The organism is Polymorphospora sp. NPDC050346 (assembly GCF_040655695.1).
Lineage (GTDB): Bacteria > Actinomycetota > Actinomycetes > Mycobacteriales > Micromonosporaceae > Polymorphospora > Polymorphospora lycopeni.
On sequence record NZ_JBFAKM010000026.1, the window covers coordinates 1 to 17,970 of the forward strand.

The following is a 17,970-nucleotide window of genomic DNA, read 5'->3' on the forward strand; positions in this document are numbered from 1 at the left end:
CGTCGACCGCCGCCCGCGCCCCCCGCCGGGCGGCGGTCCCGTCTCCACCCCCTGCGGCACCGGCCTCCCGGGCCGGCCGATGCGGCCTGGGTCGCGGCAGCACGCCGCGGCCCAGGCTCCCCGGCCACCACCCAGCCCAAGCGCCCGTAGATGGGGTGCGCCGCCTGGCCTGGCGGTGGCCACAGGGGTCGACGACTTGACCTCGGCCGGAAGGCACGCGTCCATATCGATCGACAAATCCGCCGCCCACCACGAGCACACCAGCAAATCTCGTACGAGGAGAAACCCGACCGATGCCCGACGGCTCACTGACCAAACGCTGCAGCTGCCGCGACACCAACGGCAAACTCATCGGCGTCACCTGCCCCAAACTCCGCCGCACCAACGGCACCTGGAGCGCCGACCACGGCCACTGGCACTACCAGATCGAACTCCCACCAACCACCGACAAACGCCGCCGCCAACTCCGCCGAGGCGGCTTCCGCACCCGCACCGACGCCGCCGACGAACTCGACCAGGCCCGCACCCTCATCTCCCTCGCCAACCGCGACCGCGAACGCGGCACCGAAATCGGCGACATGCTCCAAACCATCGCCCACAACCGCCAAGCCCTACCCGACCCCGACGAAATCCGCAGACGCCTACGCGCCGGCGGCTCCCTCGCCGACGCCCCCACCGTCGCCGAATACCTCACCCAATGGCTCACCGGCCTACAAGTCGACGAGAACACCATCCGCAGCTACGAATCCCACGCCCGCAACCACCACATCCCCCACCTCGGCCACATCCCCCTCGACAAGCTCCGCCCCCACCACATCAAGAACATGTTCACCGCCATCGAACAACGCGCCAACGAAATCCAAGCGGCCAAGACCAGCCCCGACCCGAAAATCCGCGCCAGCGTCAAGGGCATCCGCCCCTGCGGACCCGCGACCCGCCAACGCATCCGCGCCTCCCTGCGCAAGGCCATCAACGACGCCCTCGCCGAAGAGATCATCGTCGGCGTCGCCAACCCCGCCACCCTCGTCAAGACCCGAGGCCACCGCGCACACCCCATCGTCTGGGAACCCGAACGCGTCGCCCACTGGAAGACCACCGGCCACATCCCCGGCCCCGTCATGGTCTGGACCGACGAACTCCTCGCCCGATTCCTCGACTACGCCGCCGAACACGACCCCGACCTACACCCCCTGTTCCACTTCCTCGCCTACCGCGGCCCCCGCCGCGGCGAAGCCTGCGGCCTACGCGACTCTGAAGTCCGACTCGACAAACGAGAGGTCACCATCAACAACCAGATCGCCACCTACGGCCACCTCGCCCGACAGAAACCCCCCAAGAGCAAAGCCGGCAACCGCGACCTCACCCTCGACGCCGACACCACCGCCGTCATGACCGCCTACCGCGCCCGCCGCAACACCCAACGCCTCAAAGCCGGACCCGACTGGCCCGACACCGGCCTGTTCTTCGTACGCCCCAACGGACACCCCTGGCACCCCAACCTCGTCACCCAACGCTTCCGCAAACTCACCCGAAAAGCCGGACTACCACCCATCCGCCTCCACGACCTCCGACACGGCGCCGCCACCATCGCCCTCGACGCCGGCATCGACATCAAAGTCGTATCCGAACAACTCGGACACACCACCACCACACTCACCCGCGACACCTACCAAAGCGTCACCAAAGAACTCCACCACCAAGCAGCCGACAAAGTCGCCGAGAGAATTGCAAAGAAGCGCGGCAAGATCGCTTAAAGACTTCGGTGATCATCCTCGCCTGGACCGCCCGGGAGATGGCGGCACTACGCGACGCGTACCGGATGACGAAGAACGTCATGGCAGACAAGCTCGGCGTGATGAACCGAAGCATCGCGAACTGGGAGAAGGGAGCACGGCTCGCCCCGGCATCAGAGGCCATGCTCGATGAGCTACTACGCCAGGCCGACGACGAACAGCTCGCCCGGTTTCCTGGCCCTGCTCAGCGAGCACCCTGCCGACGAGCACAGCAGGCGTTCCCCTGGCACCGCATTCCTGAGCACCGACTGAACGGACTCGCCCCTGCCCACGACACCGACGCTCTCGGCCATCATCCGGACACGAAGCCAAGATCACCGGCGGCTAGGTTGGCTGGGTTGCTTCGGGGCGGGTGCGGCCAGTTCGGCGCACAGCAGCAGCCCCGGGAAGGGGCAGTAGAGGGCAACACGGCCCACGCTGCAGGTGGCAGTCGCGACGACGCCACTGCCCCCGCAGTCAGCCCATGGCCCGCCCTGCGTTCCGCGCTCTGAACAGCCTGGTTGCCGAACAACGCGAGGGCTGACCGCGACGGGTGTGGTCAGCCGCTGCGCTGAAAACCTAGCTGCTCCGCTTCGTCCATGAGGTGGACCGCCTGCGCTGCCTGCCGCTCCGTAACCTGCCATCCGTTGCTCAGGTAGCGGCCGATGCTGAACGCGAGCTGCCGTTGCCAGGGTTGCAGGTTCTGGGTTTCTTTTGCCCACCCGGCCACGGCGAACCAGTCGGTTGCCGGGATTTCGATAACTGTTGCGACGTTGGTGGAGTGGATCACGTCAACCTCGGCCGACGCGGCGTCCTCGACCGGCTCGGCGGTCAGTTCGGCGGCCAGGTCGTCCGGCACGTCCCACTCGATCTCCAGGGCGGCGTCCCAGCATTCGAGCCGTTTGGCCCATTCCCCGACGTGGGTGCCACGGCGCGGGCGGATGATGACCTCTCGCACCGGCCCGCACAGGTCGTCGAGGGCGCGGGTCAGTGCCGGGCTGATGCGCTGTTCTTTCCAGATGCGGTCGAGGTCGATGCGTCGGCCGGCGGCGTGAACGAGCCGCGCAACGGTGTAGGCGACGATGTTGATTTTGTAGCCGCCGAAATCGCGTGCGGCGACGACGCGGTCGGCTGCCTTGAAGAGGATCGCTTTGGCGATGAGTCGTTGGCAGTAGCGGACGTCGATGTCCGGGGTGTTGTCGCCGAGGGCGAGCATGAATTCGCGGAAGTTCTTCTCGGCGCCGCGGCTGACCAGGTGGGGCAGTTGTCCGAAGGAGTGGATGTATTTGGCGAGGTCGGCTTTGGTGAGCTTCTGCGAAACGGGGTGGAGAGCCTTGAAGCGGCGCTGATTGGCCGGCGTACGTTCGAGGGCGAGGGCGTCGGTGTACTGCCCTCTGGCGCGCTCGTAGAACCAGCGGGTCTCCTGGCCGCTGCCGTCGGCGGCCGGTGCCCACAGGGAACGGGTGACCTTCTCGATCGCCACGTGGAACGGGTGGTTGGAGCTGAAGTCGACCAGCGTGACCTTGTTCTGGGTGTTGGAGAACCGGGAAATCTTCGGTACGAGGTTGTGGATCTGGTCGGCCGGAATGACGTTGAGTTTCATCTGCACGTACACCCGACTCAGGTCGGCCTTGTCCCGGGTGTGGGCGTAGTGGATGGAAGCCGTTGTCTGACCACCGTTCACGATCTGCAGTTCCCTGATCTGCCGGATCGCCTGGCCGCCGTCGGGCAGGGTGACAAGGTCGACACTGGACGCGGTGGCGGTGATGCCGTTGTTGTAGGCGAGGAAGTCGTCCGCGTTGTGGAGGAGGGTGTCGCGGATGCCGCGGTTGACGCCGCCCTTGGTCTGCAGGAAAGAGCGGACGTTCAGTTCGAGGAGCCGGGTACCGGCCAGGCCGTACAGGTCGGAGAGGTCCTGTCCGGGCATCATGGCGAGGATGACGTTGTAGCCACGGCCGTCCGCTGGCGTGGACAGACACGGGATGGGCGGATCGAAGTCGACCACGATCGGTTCGGTCAACGAGCCCGAGGTGGCGAGGCGGTAGAGCCGCTGAAGATCCCAGATCTCGTGGGTCACCGTGAGTCCGTCGAGTTCGGCCGCGGAAAACGCCGGCACGGAGCTGACCATGTCGGTGATCAGGAACAGCCGGATACGCGGCGTCTCGGCGAGGGCCTTCTCGACCACCACACACATGTCGTGCACATCGGATGACTCGTCGACGTCGCGCGCCAGTCCGGCCGCACAGCGACGGATGAAGCTGGTGAGCCGTTTGAACAGCGCGTCAACCTGGGCCCGGGTCAGCTTCTCCTCGCGGGGCTGCAGGCTGAACGCGCTGACGAACAGGTCGAGCGTGCCGAGTGACTCGTTGGCGCCGTAGCCGCTGACCTCGACTCCGTGGGCACGGTAATAGGCCAGGAAGGTGTTCTCGACCTCGCCGGCCTGTTCGAGGTCTTCCAGGACACGGCGGGTGAACGCTTCGGGTGCGGTGAGATTGTCGGCCTCGGCAGCGGCGAGGACCTCGGCCACGAGTGCCTGGGCATAGCCCTGCTGGTCGAGCTTGGTCACGGGTGCCCCTTGAGAATGCGTTCCACGTCGCCGTCGGATAGAAGGTACGGGTCAAGCCCGGTCGTGCTTATGCGGTAGCTGCAGTCGCCGACGCCGGGGCGCAGATCGGATCCGATGATCCGGGGAAAGTCGTCGCGGACCTGCCAGAACCTGATCTCGCGGACGGTGTAGCGGGGTTCGTCGTAGAGGTGCCGCTGCTCGGCCAGGTAGCCGTAGCGGGTGAGTTGATCGGTGAACCGGCCGGCCGCGCCGGTGCCGAGCCGCGCCTGTGTGGCGTCGACGGCGGCGTTGAGGCTCTCGCCCGAGCCGCCACGCCGTTCGTCGATGCAGACGTGGGCAATCAGGAGGATGGGGGTTCCTGTGTCGTCGAGTTGGCGTTCGTTGCTGATCAGAAGGGTCTGCGGCCGCCGGCCGAGACCGGTCTTGACCTCTACTGCGGCGGTCGGTAGTTGGAAGTCCTGGTCGGTGCGGCCAGGTCCGGTCCAGCCGGCAACGGCGGCGCCTGAAGGTAGATTTGTGGCGATCTGGTCCCTAAGGATGACGAGTTCGCCGTAGAGGCCACGACGGGCCTCAGCCCCGAGGCCCGTGTCGGCGATCGCCTGGAGCAGAGACCGCCACTGATGAAACCTGTCGACGGCGGCTGCCAGCGCTTCGCCCGCACCGCTGGCGTCGGCCGCCGCGCCGGCCACGTCGGTGACGAGCGGATTGAAGACCTGGCGCTGGTCGGAGGTGGTGAGGGTGATGCGCAGGTCGATCCGGCCGCCGCCGCCCGCGGCGAACTCCATTCCGATCCCGCGGGTGGCGGGCAGCGGGTCACCGCGCCGCACGTGCGCCTCGGCGACGGCGGCGGGCAGGCGCAGGACCAGCATGCGTCGCCCGGACGGCTGTTGGACAGCGAGGAACAAGTCGTGGGGTGAGGCGGGGTGAATGCGGCGGGTGACGACGCCGACGTTGTGGCGCTCGGCCTCCAGCGTCGACCAGTCCTGTTCGGTGACGCTCACGGGTCGAGGTCCGTGTCGTCGAGGTCGTCGATCTCCTGTTTCCGCCAGATGTCGTTGACCACGTACTCGGTCTCGGTCGGGTGCTCGGAGAACGGGAAGCTGACGGCGTACCCGACGATCGGCGACCGGTCCGGGCACAGACTGTCGTCCGGGTGCTGCAGCGGATAGAGCAGCAGGAGAGGTTGGTCGACGCGTCGGACCCGGCGCAACGGCTTGCCGGTGGGTACCTCGGGCTCTCTGCGTGTCTTACCCGGGCGCAGAGGTTTGTCCAGCGCGAGTTTCCGGGTGGCCGCAAGCGCTCGATCGTACTGGTCCTCGGAGAGGTCAAAGCTCTCGTCTGCCGGGCTCAGCACTCGCCGGATGCTGTAACGGTCGTCGACAATGTCGACGTTCGGCTTCCGCGTGACGAGGCCGACCTCCCTGGTGCCGATCTTGAAATCATTACCCTGGCTGCTGTTGACCAGACGGACCGTCCAGTGTGACAACTCCCCCACTGAAGCGCAGCGTCGGATGTACTCGGTGAGGAAGGCGGGCCGTACCCGGTAGGAGCCCCGGTCCGGGATGTAGCCGGCAAAGAACCCGTCGACGATTTCGTACGGTGACACTCCGGTCCACACCACGCTGCCTTTTTCCTTTGCCTCGTGGGTGGTGTCAAGGTGGTTGACGAACCGTACGAGGTTGAGGAAGTTGTCGCGGACCGCCCGCTCACGCAGGCTGAAGATGGTCGTCTCGGGGATGTCACCTGAGTAGCTCAGGCGCACCTTGATGCCGCGACGCATCTTGTTCGCCGCGGTGACGGCCAGACCGGCCGACGACGAGCGGACCCGCAGCCCGAACGTCGTCGGCCGCTGGTCGAGTGCCGCCATCTCCTCGAAGTCGCGGCGCAGTTCGTTGTCTGCGGCAGTGATCTCGATATACGCGTCCCGCAACGCCTCCGAGGTGTACAGGCGACACAGGTCCTCGTAGCCGGGACGGTAGCCGAACCAGCGACCCATCTGGAGCAGGGTGTCGTAGGTGCTAGAGGTACGCAGGTAGTAGCTGACGCTGAGCCCCTCCAGGGTGAGGCCACGGGACAGCTTCTCGCCGCCGACCGCGATCACGCTGAGCCCGGTCCGGCGGTTCTCGTAGTAGTCGAGGGCGTCGCTCGAGCTGCCGTTGACCGCCTTGACCTCGATCTTTTGCAACGCCGGCCGGAGCTCCGCCACGATGTCGTTCCACCCGAGGCGGGTCGCAGCGTCGGCGGGGAAGGTCGCCGTGGTCGGGACGAATTCGCCCTCCCAGAGCCTACGGAGCCGCTCCAGAACGAGCCCTGCCTGGTCGCTGTGCGTGTCACGGAGACGGTTACGGGTCATGTCGACGTAGTTGGTGATCTGCTCATGGACGATCCTCTGCACGTCGGTGAAGCGTGTGACGTGCACGAGCATCGAGTTGTGTTCGTGCCGGCGGTCGCGTGCGCGGCGGGCGGCGCAGGTCAGAATGAATGCGTCAAGTGCCTGTTCGAGCGACTCCGGCAGGGGGTCCGGCGGTTGCCAACTCTTGCGGTGTTTGGGCGGCATCCATACGTCGTTGTCGGCGACGGAGCGGTACACCGGCAGCGGCTCGACCGACTCCTCGTCGGGGTCGTCGGCGCGCAGGCCGAAGACCCGCTCCGGACCGAAGTAGTTGGACGGGGCGGGGAGACTCTCGATGAAGCTGTCCGGGAACAGGTCGGGGCCGAACGTCTCATGGTCGGCGTCCGGGTTTATGTAGATGTTCGCGAACGGTGTCGCCGTGTAGCCGACGTAGGCGGCCTTGTCGAAACTGTTGAGCAGGTTGCGGATCGCCTTGTTGATGGCCGAGGGGTCGGTGTCCTCGTCGCGGCTGACATCGACGGAGGCGTGGTCGGCCTCGTCGTCGATGACCAGGATCGGCACGTCACGGACGATCTTGGGCTGCCCGTCGGCGGCGGCGTGGCCCTCGACCTCCACGATCCACTTTCGGACGTACTCCAGGATGCTGCGGTGCTTCTTCACCACCAGCACCACCGGGTAGTTGCCGATCGGCAGGTTCATGCTGTGTGCGACCGTGCGCTTGAAGTCGCCCGTCTCGGCGCTGTTGGTCAGTGATGCGATCTTCAGCCGGGGAGCGCCGCTCATCGCGCCGGCTCCGATACGGAAGCTGTTCGTCGCTTCGTCGGAGCGCTGCTGGTACTGGGTGTCGAAGCCGAGCAGACCCTCGTCGACGCGTAGCTGGGTCTGGCTACGCAGGCTGTTGTGGATGCCGGCGAGGATCACGATGAGCTTGTAGCCGGCGTCGGCCGCTTTGCAGGCCAGGCCGATATAGTTGCCGGTTTTGCCGGACTGGACCTGGCCGACGACCAGGCCGGTGCGGCGCCAGCGGCCCGGTCGCTGCGGATCCTCCAGCTTGCGCAGAATGCGGTCGGCGCTGGCATCGAGACGTCGGACCACCAGCGGCGGCAGGGTCCGGACGTCCTCCATGTACCGCCGGTACCGGTCCCAGAACTCCCAACTGCGCTCCGCGCGTGCCTCCGGCAGCCACTCGATGTGGTTGGCCGGGTCTTCGAGACCGACCGCGTCGTCCTGCCAGACCACGACCCGGGACTCGATCTCGCGCTTGAGGACCGCGCGGTCGACCATGCGCCCCATTGCGACCTGCATGCCGGTGACGAGGTCGACGCTCTTGTCGATCTCGTCGGGGGTCGCCTGGCGGTCCTGGGGAAGCATGGCCAGCACGACCCGCACGGCCTGCTGCATGTCCCCGGCAGAGTCGGTGCCGGTAGTAGCGTTGGCTGCCACGAACGGGGCTCCTGTCTTCGGCGTGGGGCGCCTCAGTCGGCGGTGGTCCAAAAGCCGTCGAACTGGTCGAACGGCGGCATCATCCGCAGCCTGCGTCTGGCCTCGTGCGGGCTGTTGTTCTGGGCGACGAAGGCGGCATAAATGCGTTCGGCGACATCCGTCACCTCGCTGGGTGCAGCGCCCAGGAACGGCTCGGGGTCGTCGGCCGCGTCGGTGTCGTGCATGATCCGTAGCGCGGAGACGGGCAGCGTCTCCTCGAGCAGGCGCAGCAGCGCACGGCTGTCGCGGGCGGCGTCGGTGCCACCCCGCAGGACTGCCCGGACCAGCGGATGTTCCCGGTTGACGCGGCACCGGATCCGGCCGTCGGTCTTGTCGACCTTCCAGGCGTAGATGAACTCCGCGCCGCGCTCCCTGGCGGTGATACGGCCCCGGTAGGTCAGCACCTCGGCCGCCCGGCTCCGGGCCCGGGCCCCGATCCGCTGCAGGTGGCGGCGCACGCCGACAGGGGGGACCGCCGTGGACTTACGGACGTCGACCGACCATGAGGCGTCGGCCTCCGCGGGTACCTCCACGATGATGCGTGCAAGGTTGTAGCGTTCGTCGCGCCGGAACCCACGGATGCCGAGCCAGTCGCCGGCCAGGATCAGCCGGTTGCGTCGGTAGACGTAGAAGCCCTGCTGGTCCAGCCAGCCGCCGGGACCGGCGGCCTGCTCGGCCTGACTGTCGTCGAGCCGTTTCGGATGGGGCAGCACGAACGCCTCGACGCTCACGGTGTGTTCTCCGACCGGCACCTCTTCGGCCGGCAGCCGCTCCACCGACGGATGATCGGACAGGAACGGGTCCCACGGCGCGACGGCATTGCCGTTCACGCTCATACGCAGCCGGTTGCGGCCGGTGAGGAAGCGGGCGAACACCATCGCCAGGTGTGCCTCGACGCGGTGCATCTCGGTGTAGAACTGCCGCTGGGCGGCTTCGTCTCCCACCGTCACGCCGGCAACGTCGAAACGGTGCAGCCCCCGCCACAGGACAACCGTGCCACCCCGGCCGGACGGAAGCAGACGACCGACAAGATCCAGAGTGGCGGAGTCCGCGCCGTGCAGCAGACGCCATTCGCGGCTGGCGGTGACAACCGAAAGATCCCAGGTACGGACGCCGAGATCACCGGTTGCGGGCCGGCTCGCCACGGTCAGACGCGCCGCCTGCGAGAACGACGCCGTCTTCAGCCCCATGCCGAACCGACCAAGGTCCTTGGCGGTACGCGGGGTCGAGGGGCCGCGGCCGGCCACCGTCATCGCCGTGACAAGCTCCGCCGTGTCCATGCCGCAGCCGTCGTCGGCGACTCCGACCCAGGAGTCGCGCCCGTCCCAGCTGAACGACACGTCGATCTGGCGGGCGCCGGCCGCGATGCTGTTGTCCACGAGATCGGCGACTGCCGCCTCGAGGCTGTAGCCGAGGGAACGTAGTGACATGACGGTCCCGGCCGGGTCAGGGTTGGCGATGTCGTACGTGTCGCCGCTGCCCGACGCCGGTCGATTGACGGTGTCGGTACCTACAGAAGAGGTCGGGTCCAAAACAACCACATCAAAGAGGGAGGAGTGGGGGTGGTGGGGAGATGAGAAGTATATGCCGGCGACCCATTCGTCACCGTCCGTCAATCGGTGCGGGAGCCGGAAATCCGGATCATGTCGGACCGGCCACCCGGCGCTCCCCCGATCGGGCATCCGTACTGTTGGCGGGCGCCCCCGTCCCACCGCACCACCCGCGTGGCCGTCTGGTCGAGGGTCGTACCCTGCCCGGAAGGATGTAAGGCATCCGACCGGGCGGGCACCTCATCCCGGCCGGGAGCGCGACCCGGTTCGGTTCCCGGGGGCGCCTGCCGGTCGATGCCGCAGCCGGAAATGGAGGAGCGTCAGTGACCACGCCGCGCCGGCCCGCTCCGCTCAACGCGACGGTGGCGGCACAGATGGGCCGCATGCCTCGGGCGCGGACCCGTCCCGAGATGCTGATCCGGCGCGAACTGCACCGTCGTGGATTGCGCTTCAGGGTCAACCACCGGCAGTTGCCCGGCCGGCCCGATCTCGCGTTCACCCGGATCAGGTTGGCGGTGTTCGTCGACGGCTGTTTCTGGCACATGTGTCCCGAGCACTGCGTGATGCCGAAGAACAACGGCGAGTGGTGGCGCGCCAAACTGGAGGGTAATGCGCGCCGTGACCGTGACAAGGACGCCCTCCTGACAGAGCTCGGATGGCGTGCGGTCCACGTATGGGAACACGAGGATCCTGTGGAAGCGGCCGATCTCATCGAACGGATGTGGCGGCAGTTGCGGGGCCGCCCCGCCGCGCCGACCTCCGGCCGGTGATCTTGACGTCGGTTGTGGCATCCTGGTCGTCACCGACTACGTGGAGGTGAACGGATGCGCGGCAGGGTCTGGTACGACGTGTCCCCCTCGGCCGCACGGCTGACCGGATCACTGCGCGACATCGGCTACGACTTTCCGACCGCGGTCGCCGACATCGTCGACAACAGCATCGTGGCCGGGGCAACCCGGGTAGAGATCCTTGTCGAATACGACGGGGCCGACTCGCGGGTGTACATCACCGACGACGGTGCCGGGATGTCGCCGGCAGCGCTCACCGAAGCGTTGCGGTTCGGCACCCGCCGCACCTACGGCAGGGGCGACCTAGGCCGGTACGGCCTCGGCCTGAAGACCGCGTCGTTGTCCCAGTGCCGCTCCCTGTCGGTCATCACCCGTAACACCCGACCGGTGGTACGAACCTGCGCGCGGATCCTCGATCTCGACGACATCGAACAGCGGGACCAGTGGGTGATCGGTGAGCCCGTACCGTCGGACACGGAAGTGGCGCGGGCGCGGGGCTGGCTGGCCGAGGGAACCGGCACCGTGGTCCTGTGGCGGGGTTTGGACAGGGTTCTGCCCGAAAAGCGTCCGGAAGGAGGCTGGGCACGTCGGCGACTGGAGTCCCTGGCCGCCAAGACGGCGGAACACCTGGGGATCGTCTTTCACCGCTTCATCGAGGGCGTATCCGGTCGGCCACAGTTGGTCGTGACGGTCAACGGCCAGAAGGTGCGGGCCTGGAACCCGTTCGCTCCGGACGAGAAGGTGACCGTTGCGCTACCACCTCAACGGTTCGAGATCGAAGCTGCCGGGGTCTGCGGACAGGTGGACCTGCAGCGGTTCGTCCTGCCCTCGCGCGACAGGTTCAGCTCACCCGCGGAGTTCGAGCGTCTGTCGGGACCGTTGAACTGGAACCGGCAGCAGGGCCTGTACGTCTACCGGGCCAACCGGCTCGTCCAGTGGGGCGGCTGGAACGGCATCCGCGGCATCGACGAACACACGAAACTCGCCCGAGCGGCAGTGGACTTCGACACCGATCTCGATCTCGCCTTCAACATCAACGTTGCGAAGATGCGGGTGTCCCTCCCCGCCCAACTGCGCCAGATGCTCGAGGCGCCGGTCAACGAGCTGTGCATCCTGGCCGACGACGCCTACCGCAAGACGCCACGTACCGAGACACGGGCTGTCCCACCGGACCTGGGTATGGCCCCAGAGGTGCGGGCGGCCACCCAGGCGGCCACCACCGCAGGCCTGGCGCTCAGATCCGCGGCGATGCAGGCAGGCGAATGGCCGGCGTGGCAGCGCATCGTCACCGTCCTGCGCGAGCAGGCCCCAGAGACCCTCGACACACTGGGGCTCGCCGACTGACCCCGGCCGGCGCTGCCGGCATCAGGTCCCGAGCTCCGTCAGAAGGTCCGCCTCGAACCCTGCGCACGTCTTCTGCAACGGGCAACTCCCGCAGACCGGCCTGACGGGCCGGCACAGACTCGCTGCGAGTTCGATCAGACCCAGGTGCGCCCGACGGGCGTCCGCATCACCGCCCACCATCCTGGCAACCTCAAGCCGGCCGTCGGTGAGCACCCGACGACGGTTGACCGGGGCCCCGCTAAACCTCGCAGCCACCCTCGGTACACCCTTGGTGACCAGAACAGGTTCCTCGGAGTCCTCGTCACCGCCCGACGGCACCACAAGAACGGCCAGGTCGGCTATCGATTCCGCAAGGCCCTGAACGCCACGCAACCGGTCGGCATCGTCGAGCAGATCCGGATCGTCGGCGAACGTACGGGCGAGGTTCATGATCACCGGCGCCCGGCCGGACCGCTGCGCCATCTTTACGATCTCGACCAGCTCCAATTCAGCCAGCACCGTGTCGCCCGGATTGCGCCAGCGGGCCAGCAGAGGCCAGACGAACCGCACCACATCCGGCGTTGTCCGGTCCAGCAGCAGTTCGGCCTGGATCACCTGCCACCTGGTGGTCGCCCGCAGCCACGGCACACTCTTGAACTGTGCCTCGTCGAACCAACCGGCCAGCTGCGCGGCCACATCCCGACTGGTTGCGTGGGCCGGCCTCGGATCATCCAACGACCGACGCACGGCCCGGGCCAGATGCTCGGCCAGCGCAGGCGGCACGGCATTGCCGATCTGCCGGAACTGCAGCGACGGTGGACCAGCGAACCGGAACCAGTCCGGGAAGGTCTGCAACCGGGCCGCCTCCCGCACGGTGATGGTGCGGTTCTGGCGGGGATGGATGTACCAGTAGCCGTCTTTGCCGATGTGCGCGGTGATCGTCCGCGAAAGGTTGTTCTCGTCCAGACGCTTGTACTTGTCGTCGAAGATGTCGGCGCGGTAGCGCCTGAACTCCTTCGGCAGCTGTGAGTAGCGGGTGCCCGCGTCCATCATCTCGAACGCCTGGGCGTCATCCTCCCGGACCGGCCGGGTGATGTGGTCGAAGACCTTGTGCTCGTCGTCCGGTGAGACCCCGTGCCGCATGGCACGCTGAAAATCCGTCGACGGGCTCTCGTAGCCGGCCCATCCCTCGGCGCCACCCTCGGGACGCCAGCCGCCCTCCACTTCCGGAAGGTCACCGATCGCGTTCCAGACACTGACCCGCTCCGGCTGCTCCTCCGGCCACCTGAACGCCACGCCGTCCCGCAGCGCCACCAGGATCAACCTCTGCCGGAACTGCGGAACGCCGTACCGGAACGTGTCGACAACCTTCTCCTCGACCGAATAGCCCAACGTCTCAAGTTCATGGACCATCGTGCGGAGGATGAACATCTCGCTGTCCAGCGCCATGTCCGGAACGTTCTCCATCAGCACCGCGGGAGGGCGTGCCAACCGCACCACCTCGAGGAACGACCGCCAGAGGTCGCGGCGCTCGTCGTACGGATCCCGCAACCGCTCACGGACCCGGTGACGAATCATGGACCTGCCAGCCTTGGAAAACGGCTGGCACGGCGGTCCACCGGCAAGCAACTCAGCCTTGCTCTTCACCACCAGCTCGGCGACCCGTTCAATCCGGTCCGGATCGGCCAGGTCCCAGTCGACGGTCAGCCCACCGTGATGGTGACGGTGGGTCTCGACCGCCTCCGTAAAGTGATCGATGGCCAGGACCACCCGGTACCCGGCCTGCTCCAAGCCCAGGCTCAATCCCCCGGCACCGCAGAACAGATCCACCGCCGGCCGCTCACCTGCCGCCCGGACCGCCGCAGCGAACGCCAGCATCTCGTCCTCGGCATCGCAAGCCTCAGGGTGGGGAGGAAGTTGGACGAACGGGCCACGCACCAGCCGAACACCATATCCCCGGCGCTTGGCGGGCCCGGGCTCCTCATCCTGGCTCGGCTGGTCAACGTCGGGCATGACCACGCACGCTACCCGGACCACACAGCCGCAGCCACAACCACCCCAAGGGTGTCCCCAACGAACTGAACCGCCACGAGCCCGGCCTCCCCACACGAGTGAACGGAGGCGGTGAGCCGGTAGCACGGCACGGTGGACGAACCCACCCAAGCCCGGAATTCCGATCGCGGGCTCCTACGGTGGGCTACGAGCTGCGCTCTTTCCCTGCCGAGTCGTTTGGCGCTAGTTGCCGTATGCTGTCGGGTTGCTCTCGCTTCGGGAAGGACACGTTCGGGATGTCGATCAAACCCCTCGAAGAACTCCAGCGCGCCGATGAGCGAACCCTCCGATTCCTTCCTGGCGGCCTTGGACTGGGGCTGAAGCTTCGCCCCGAGGACGCCGCTGAATACCAGCAGGAGGTCGCCGGGCGGTTCACTCTCGACGAGCGGGTCGCCGAGGGCACTCGCAACAGCTACGAGCACCTGCGGACCGTCTTCGGGTATGGCGTGCTGTGCTACGAGATCTACACCCTTGTCGGTGATCACGCGCTGCTCGTGATCGAGCAGGCGCTGCGCGACCGGTTCGTCGACTTCCACGGCGGCACCGTCACGTTCGTCGACGACACCGACGCCGAGCACCGGGTGGCGGTGGCAGGTTACGACGACGTCCACACGTTTCTGCGCGCTCACCGGCCACCTCGGGGCCGGCGTCCCTGGCGACTGCGGCTGCCGACCGGCGCCACCATGACCTTCCGCGACGGCACGCTGGGCGATCTTCGAGTGTGGGCACGTGAGGCCGGCCTGCTGCGCGGCCAGCGTAACCGCGGCATCGAAAGAGCTCTGGCCGCCCTGCGCAACTCTGTCGCCCACCCCAGCGGGTACCAGCTCTACGGTCCCGTGGAGGCGGCCCAGACCCTGCACGATCTCGCCGAGATCATCAACCAGCTCTGGGGTGCACCCACCCCCGGCGGGCGGCTGTATCCGGCACCGACGCGACGCGAGGTCGTCGTGATGGCGTGGCCGGCTGACGGCAGCGAGCGGATCACCGTCACCGCCGACGCCCTGGTCGACGCGGTCGATCCGGACGACCAGCCATGGCAGTGCGTCATCCTCCGGGCGGTCTTCCGCCCCGGCGAGCGTTTCGCAGACCCGGGCTTGCGCTACTTCGACTCCCGCGTGGAGGTCACCACCTACCCGGCCGACGTGCTGTGGGGACCGGGCACGATCACCGACGCCGCTGCCTGGTACACCCAGCACGAACCCCAGCCCGACGAGATCGACCACCTCGACCGAACCTTCATGATCCGCCATCACGCGGGCCACCTGTACCTGCCCGTCCGGCCGCAGCACGCTGCCGCTTCGCCCCGCCAGGAACGCGCCGGCACCTGGTACGCGATCAGGGCTGATCACCCCAACGACGCCTATCACCACGTCCGCAACATCGTCACGGCCGCCGGCTGCCGACCCCGCGGGCAGTGCCACTACTGCCACGCCGAAACACTCAAATTCGGCCCGCACCGAACCGTCACCGCCGGAATCCGCGCGGCCGCAGCCCTGCCGCCGGACGTGACAACGCCGTGGGCTTACCCGCGAGCTCAACGGGTTCCGGTGTAGCGACCGGTCACCACGAGTAGAGCCGGTCGCAGGGCAAGGGGACATCCCGGCTCGTGCCAGGTCGCCATACCGGGCAACGCAACGTGCACGATGGAGAAGATAAGGTGCGCCTACCCGAAAGCCCAGTGCAAAGATCGCCAGCCAAGCCGTCACCCGCACCCAGTTCGTCGCCGCGAGGTACGACGGTGGGACCTACTTGATCATGGGCCTGCCGAGGTCCAGCACGATCGGTGACGGATTGCTGTCAACAGCTTGCCCCGATGGCGTGTACGGTCCGGCATTACCTGCCAGCCGTTCGCGGAAAGGTGCCGGTATCTGATGGGCTACTTCCTGGGTATTGGCGTCGGTTCGTACGCCGAGCACCCGTCGTTGGGCAGCGCAGTGGAGGACGTCGAAGCTCTTAGCGCGCTACTGGGCGGCGGCTTTAAATGCCAGGTGGTGGCCGATCCCGACGAGGTCACGGCACGCAAGCGGCTGCAGGCGTTGGAGAACGTCCTACCTGGCGGCGGCGCGCTGGTGCTGCTCTGGTGCGGCCACGGAGTCGGTTCGTCCACCAGCCTGCAACTGCTCGCCAGTGACAGTGGCAGTAGCGAGGCAGCCGGAATTGGCATGGACGACGTCGCCCGTTGCGTCGCGGTGTCCGGCGCCAGTCAGCTGCTGCTTGTCCTCGACACCTGCTTCTCCGGCCAGGCGCTGTCGGCGACGGCGGTGGTGGCGAAGGTGCTGGAGCGACGTCCACCCGACAGCCCGTATGTGTGGGTCGGTGTGCTCAGCTCCTGTCAGGACCTGGAAACCGCGCAGGACGGGCTGTTGGGGCAACGGTTGCGGAAACTGATCGACGAAGGGCCGCGTACCGCCTTGATGCGGGTCCGCTGGTCGGTGCACAACGAGTTCATCCGCGGCGACGATCTGTGCGATGCGGTACTCAAGGAGTGGGACAGCGACCGTCAGTCGCCGCAGTTTCAAGGCCGGGGCAGCGCCTGGTGGATGATCCGCAATCCATTGTTCGATCCGGGCGCGCCGGAACGGGTCGTGGAGCATCTGCTGCTTGCCGCACGCGGCGGCCAGCAAATCGACGAGCGGTCCTGGTTCACCGGACGGACCGTAGAGGTCAACCAGGTCGTGGGGTGGGTACGGTCGGGTAAGCCGGGCGTGTATGTGGTGACGGGATCGGCTGGCACCGGCAAGTCGGCCATCGTCGGCCGGGTTGTCAGTCTGTCCAACCCTGCCGAGCGCCAGCGACTGCTCGACAACGCTGATCTATGGGGGCACGACGACCCTGGCGAACGGTCCATACACGCCCACCTGCATGCGCGGGGCCTGACCACGGACCGGGCAGCAGAAGTGGTCGCCGCTCAACTGATCAGATGCAGGGTGTTGGTCGCGCAGGCCGAGCGACATAACGCGCAGGAACTTGTAGGGCATGTGCGGCGGGTGGTCGAGGCCGGAACGCCACCGCCGGTCATCGTCGTCGACGGCCTGGACGAGGCGCGGGGCGAGGCGTTCGACCTGGCCGGGGAGTTACTGGTCCGGCTGGCCCGGTACGCGGTGGTGGTGGTCTCCACCCGAGACGTCCCCGGCCCCGGCCACAGGCCCGACCTAGTGGCGGGCCTGGCCCCAGTCGCCGCACTCGACCTAGACGCCAGCGAGCCCCATGGTCGCCTCAGTGGTGATCTGTTCGCTTACGTGCGGACCCGGTTAATTGGGGTCGATCCGGCCATGGAGCCGGACCTGGTTGCGAACCACCTCACCAGTGGTGCTGCCCTGGCTAGCACGCCCTTCCTGCTCGCCCGGCTGGTAACCGACCAACTACGTGCCGCGCCCGTGGACACCTCGGCACACGGATGGCAGGTCAGGGTGGCCGGATCGATCGAAATGGCGTTCGATACCGACCTCGCTGCCGTCGAGACACCAGTAGGTCGGCCGCTTCCGGAGAAGATGCCGGCCGCAGAGGTGGCGCGTTTGATGCTCGTCGCGCTGACCCGCGGATACGGTGCTGGGCTGCCGGAGGCGGAGTGGCTGGCGGCGGCCAACGCCACCCGAACGGCCAGAGTGCGGTTCGAACGTGACGACGTAAGTTGGGTGCTCAACGAACTCGGGCGGTACGTGGTACAGGACGGCGAGGTCGGGGTCGCGGTGTACCGGTTAGCGCACCAAAGCCTCGCCGACTACATCCGCCAGCCGTACCGAGCCAATCACGAGACGCCGTTCGATCCGGCGGCCTCAGCGGTCGCAGCAGCCCTTATCCAGCAGTACCGAACACTGCTTATCAGTGGAGTGCAAGCCGAGGTACCAGGCTATCTGTCGCGCTACCTGTGGCGTCATGCGGCCGACGCGGGTCCATCCGGGCTGACGTTGCTGCGAGAGTTGGCGGATGTCGACCGCGCCCTGAGGCTCGACGTCGCGTTGGCGGCGCTGACGGTCGCGGATCACTTGGGGCAGTGGGGGTACCGGCATGAGGCGGTGGCGCCGACCGAGGATGCCGTCGAAACCTTTCGAATGTTGGCCAGTACCAACGCGGCTTTCCTACC

General features: G+C 67.3%; 10 protein-coding genes. 5 read left to right on the plus strand and 5 right to left on the minus strand.

The window, feature by feature from the left end; translation table 11 throughout:
• The first annotated feature begins 293 nt into the window (after window positions 1-293).
• Window positions 294-1,754, plus strand: a complete 1,461-nt coding sequence (locus AB0I42_RS24395) for a site-specific integrase (protein ID WP_357540375.1) — start codon at window positions 294-296, stop codon at window positions 1,752-1,754.
• 577 nt (window positions 1,755-2,331) lie between these two features.
• On the opposite strand, the gene AB0I42_RS24400 is transcribed toward AB0I42_RS24395, so the two are convergent.
• The 4 genes from AB0I42_RS24400 to AB0I42_RS24415 are packed head-to-tail and all read right to left on the minus strand — an operon-like array spanning window position 2,332 to window position 9,789.
• Window positions 2,332-4,338 carry an AIPR family protein gene (locus AB0I42_RS24400; protein WP_357540377.1) on the minus strand — a complete coding sequence of 669 codons (2,007 nt, stop codon included), beginning with the start codon at window positions 4,336-4,338 and terminating at the stop codon, window positions 2,332-2,334.
• A complete protein-coding gene (locus AB0I42_RS24405; protein WP_357540379.1) occupies window positions 4,335-5,339 on the minus strand; it encodes a PD-(D/E)XK motif protein in 1,005 nt (334 codons plus the stop codon). Before AB0I42_RS24405 ends, AB0I42_RS24400 begins: the two co-directional genes overlap by 4 nt.
• Window positions 5,336-8,134 (minus strand): Z1 domain-containing protein, encoded by a 2,799-nt coding sequence (locus tag AB0I42_RS24410; RefSeq protein ID WP_357540381.1) that lies wholly within the window; start codon window positions 8,132-8,134, stop codon window positions 5,336-5,338. The genes AB0I42_RS24405 and AB0I42_RS24410 overlap by 4 nt, the downstream gene beginning before the upstream one ends.
• A 32-nt stretch (window positions 8,135-8,166) precedes the next feature.
• Entirely contained in the window at window positions 8,167-9,789 is a 1,623-nt protein-coding gene (locus AB0I42_RS24415) for an ATP-binding protein (protein WP_357540383.1), read from the minus strand.
• A gap of 257 nt (window positions 9,790-10,046) precedes the next feature.
• On the opposite strand from AB0I42_RS24415, the gene AB0I42_RS24420 reads away from it, so the two are divergent.
• A complete protein-coding gene (locus AB0I42_RS24420) occupies window positions 10,047-10,493 on the plus strand; it encodes a very short patch repair endonuclease (protein WP_357540385.1) in 447 nt (148 codons plus the stop codon).
• Between the two features lie 54 nt (window positions 10,494-10,547).
• Window positions 10,548-11,855: an ATP-binding protein gene (locus AB0I42_RS24425; protein WP_357540387.1), complete on the plus strand. Its 1,308-nt coding sequence runs from the start codon at window positions 10,548-10,550 to the stop codon at window positions 11,853-11,855.
• A gap of 21 nt (window positions 11,856-11,876) precedes the next feature.
• Here the strand turns inward: AB0I42_RS24425 and dcm are convergent, their stop codons facing one another.
• Complete coding sequence (gene dcm / locus AB0I42_RS24430; protein ID WP_357540389.1) at window positions 11,877-13,847, minus strand: DNA (cytosine-5-)-methyltransferase; 1,971 nt, start codon at window positions 13,845-13,847, stop codon at window positions 11,877-11,879.
• Between the two features lie 179 nt (window positions 13,848-14,026).
• Between dcm and AB0I42_RS24435 the strand changes: the two genes are divergently transcribed.
• Both AB0I42_RS24435 and AB0I42_RS24440 read left to right on the plus strand, forming a co-directional pair.
• Window positions 14,027-15,439, plus strand: coding sequence for a hypothetical protein (locus AB0I42_RS24435; RefSeq protein ID WP_357540391.1), 1,413 nt, complete (start codon window positions 14,027-14,029; stop codon window positions 15,437-15,439).
• A gap of 318 nt (window positions 15,440-15,757) precedes the next feature.
• The coding region (locus AB0I42_RS24440) for an ATP-binding protein (RefSeq protein ID WP_357540393.1) at window positions 15,758-17,970 on the plus strand (2,213 nt) is incomplete at its 3' end.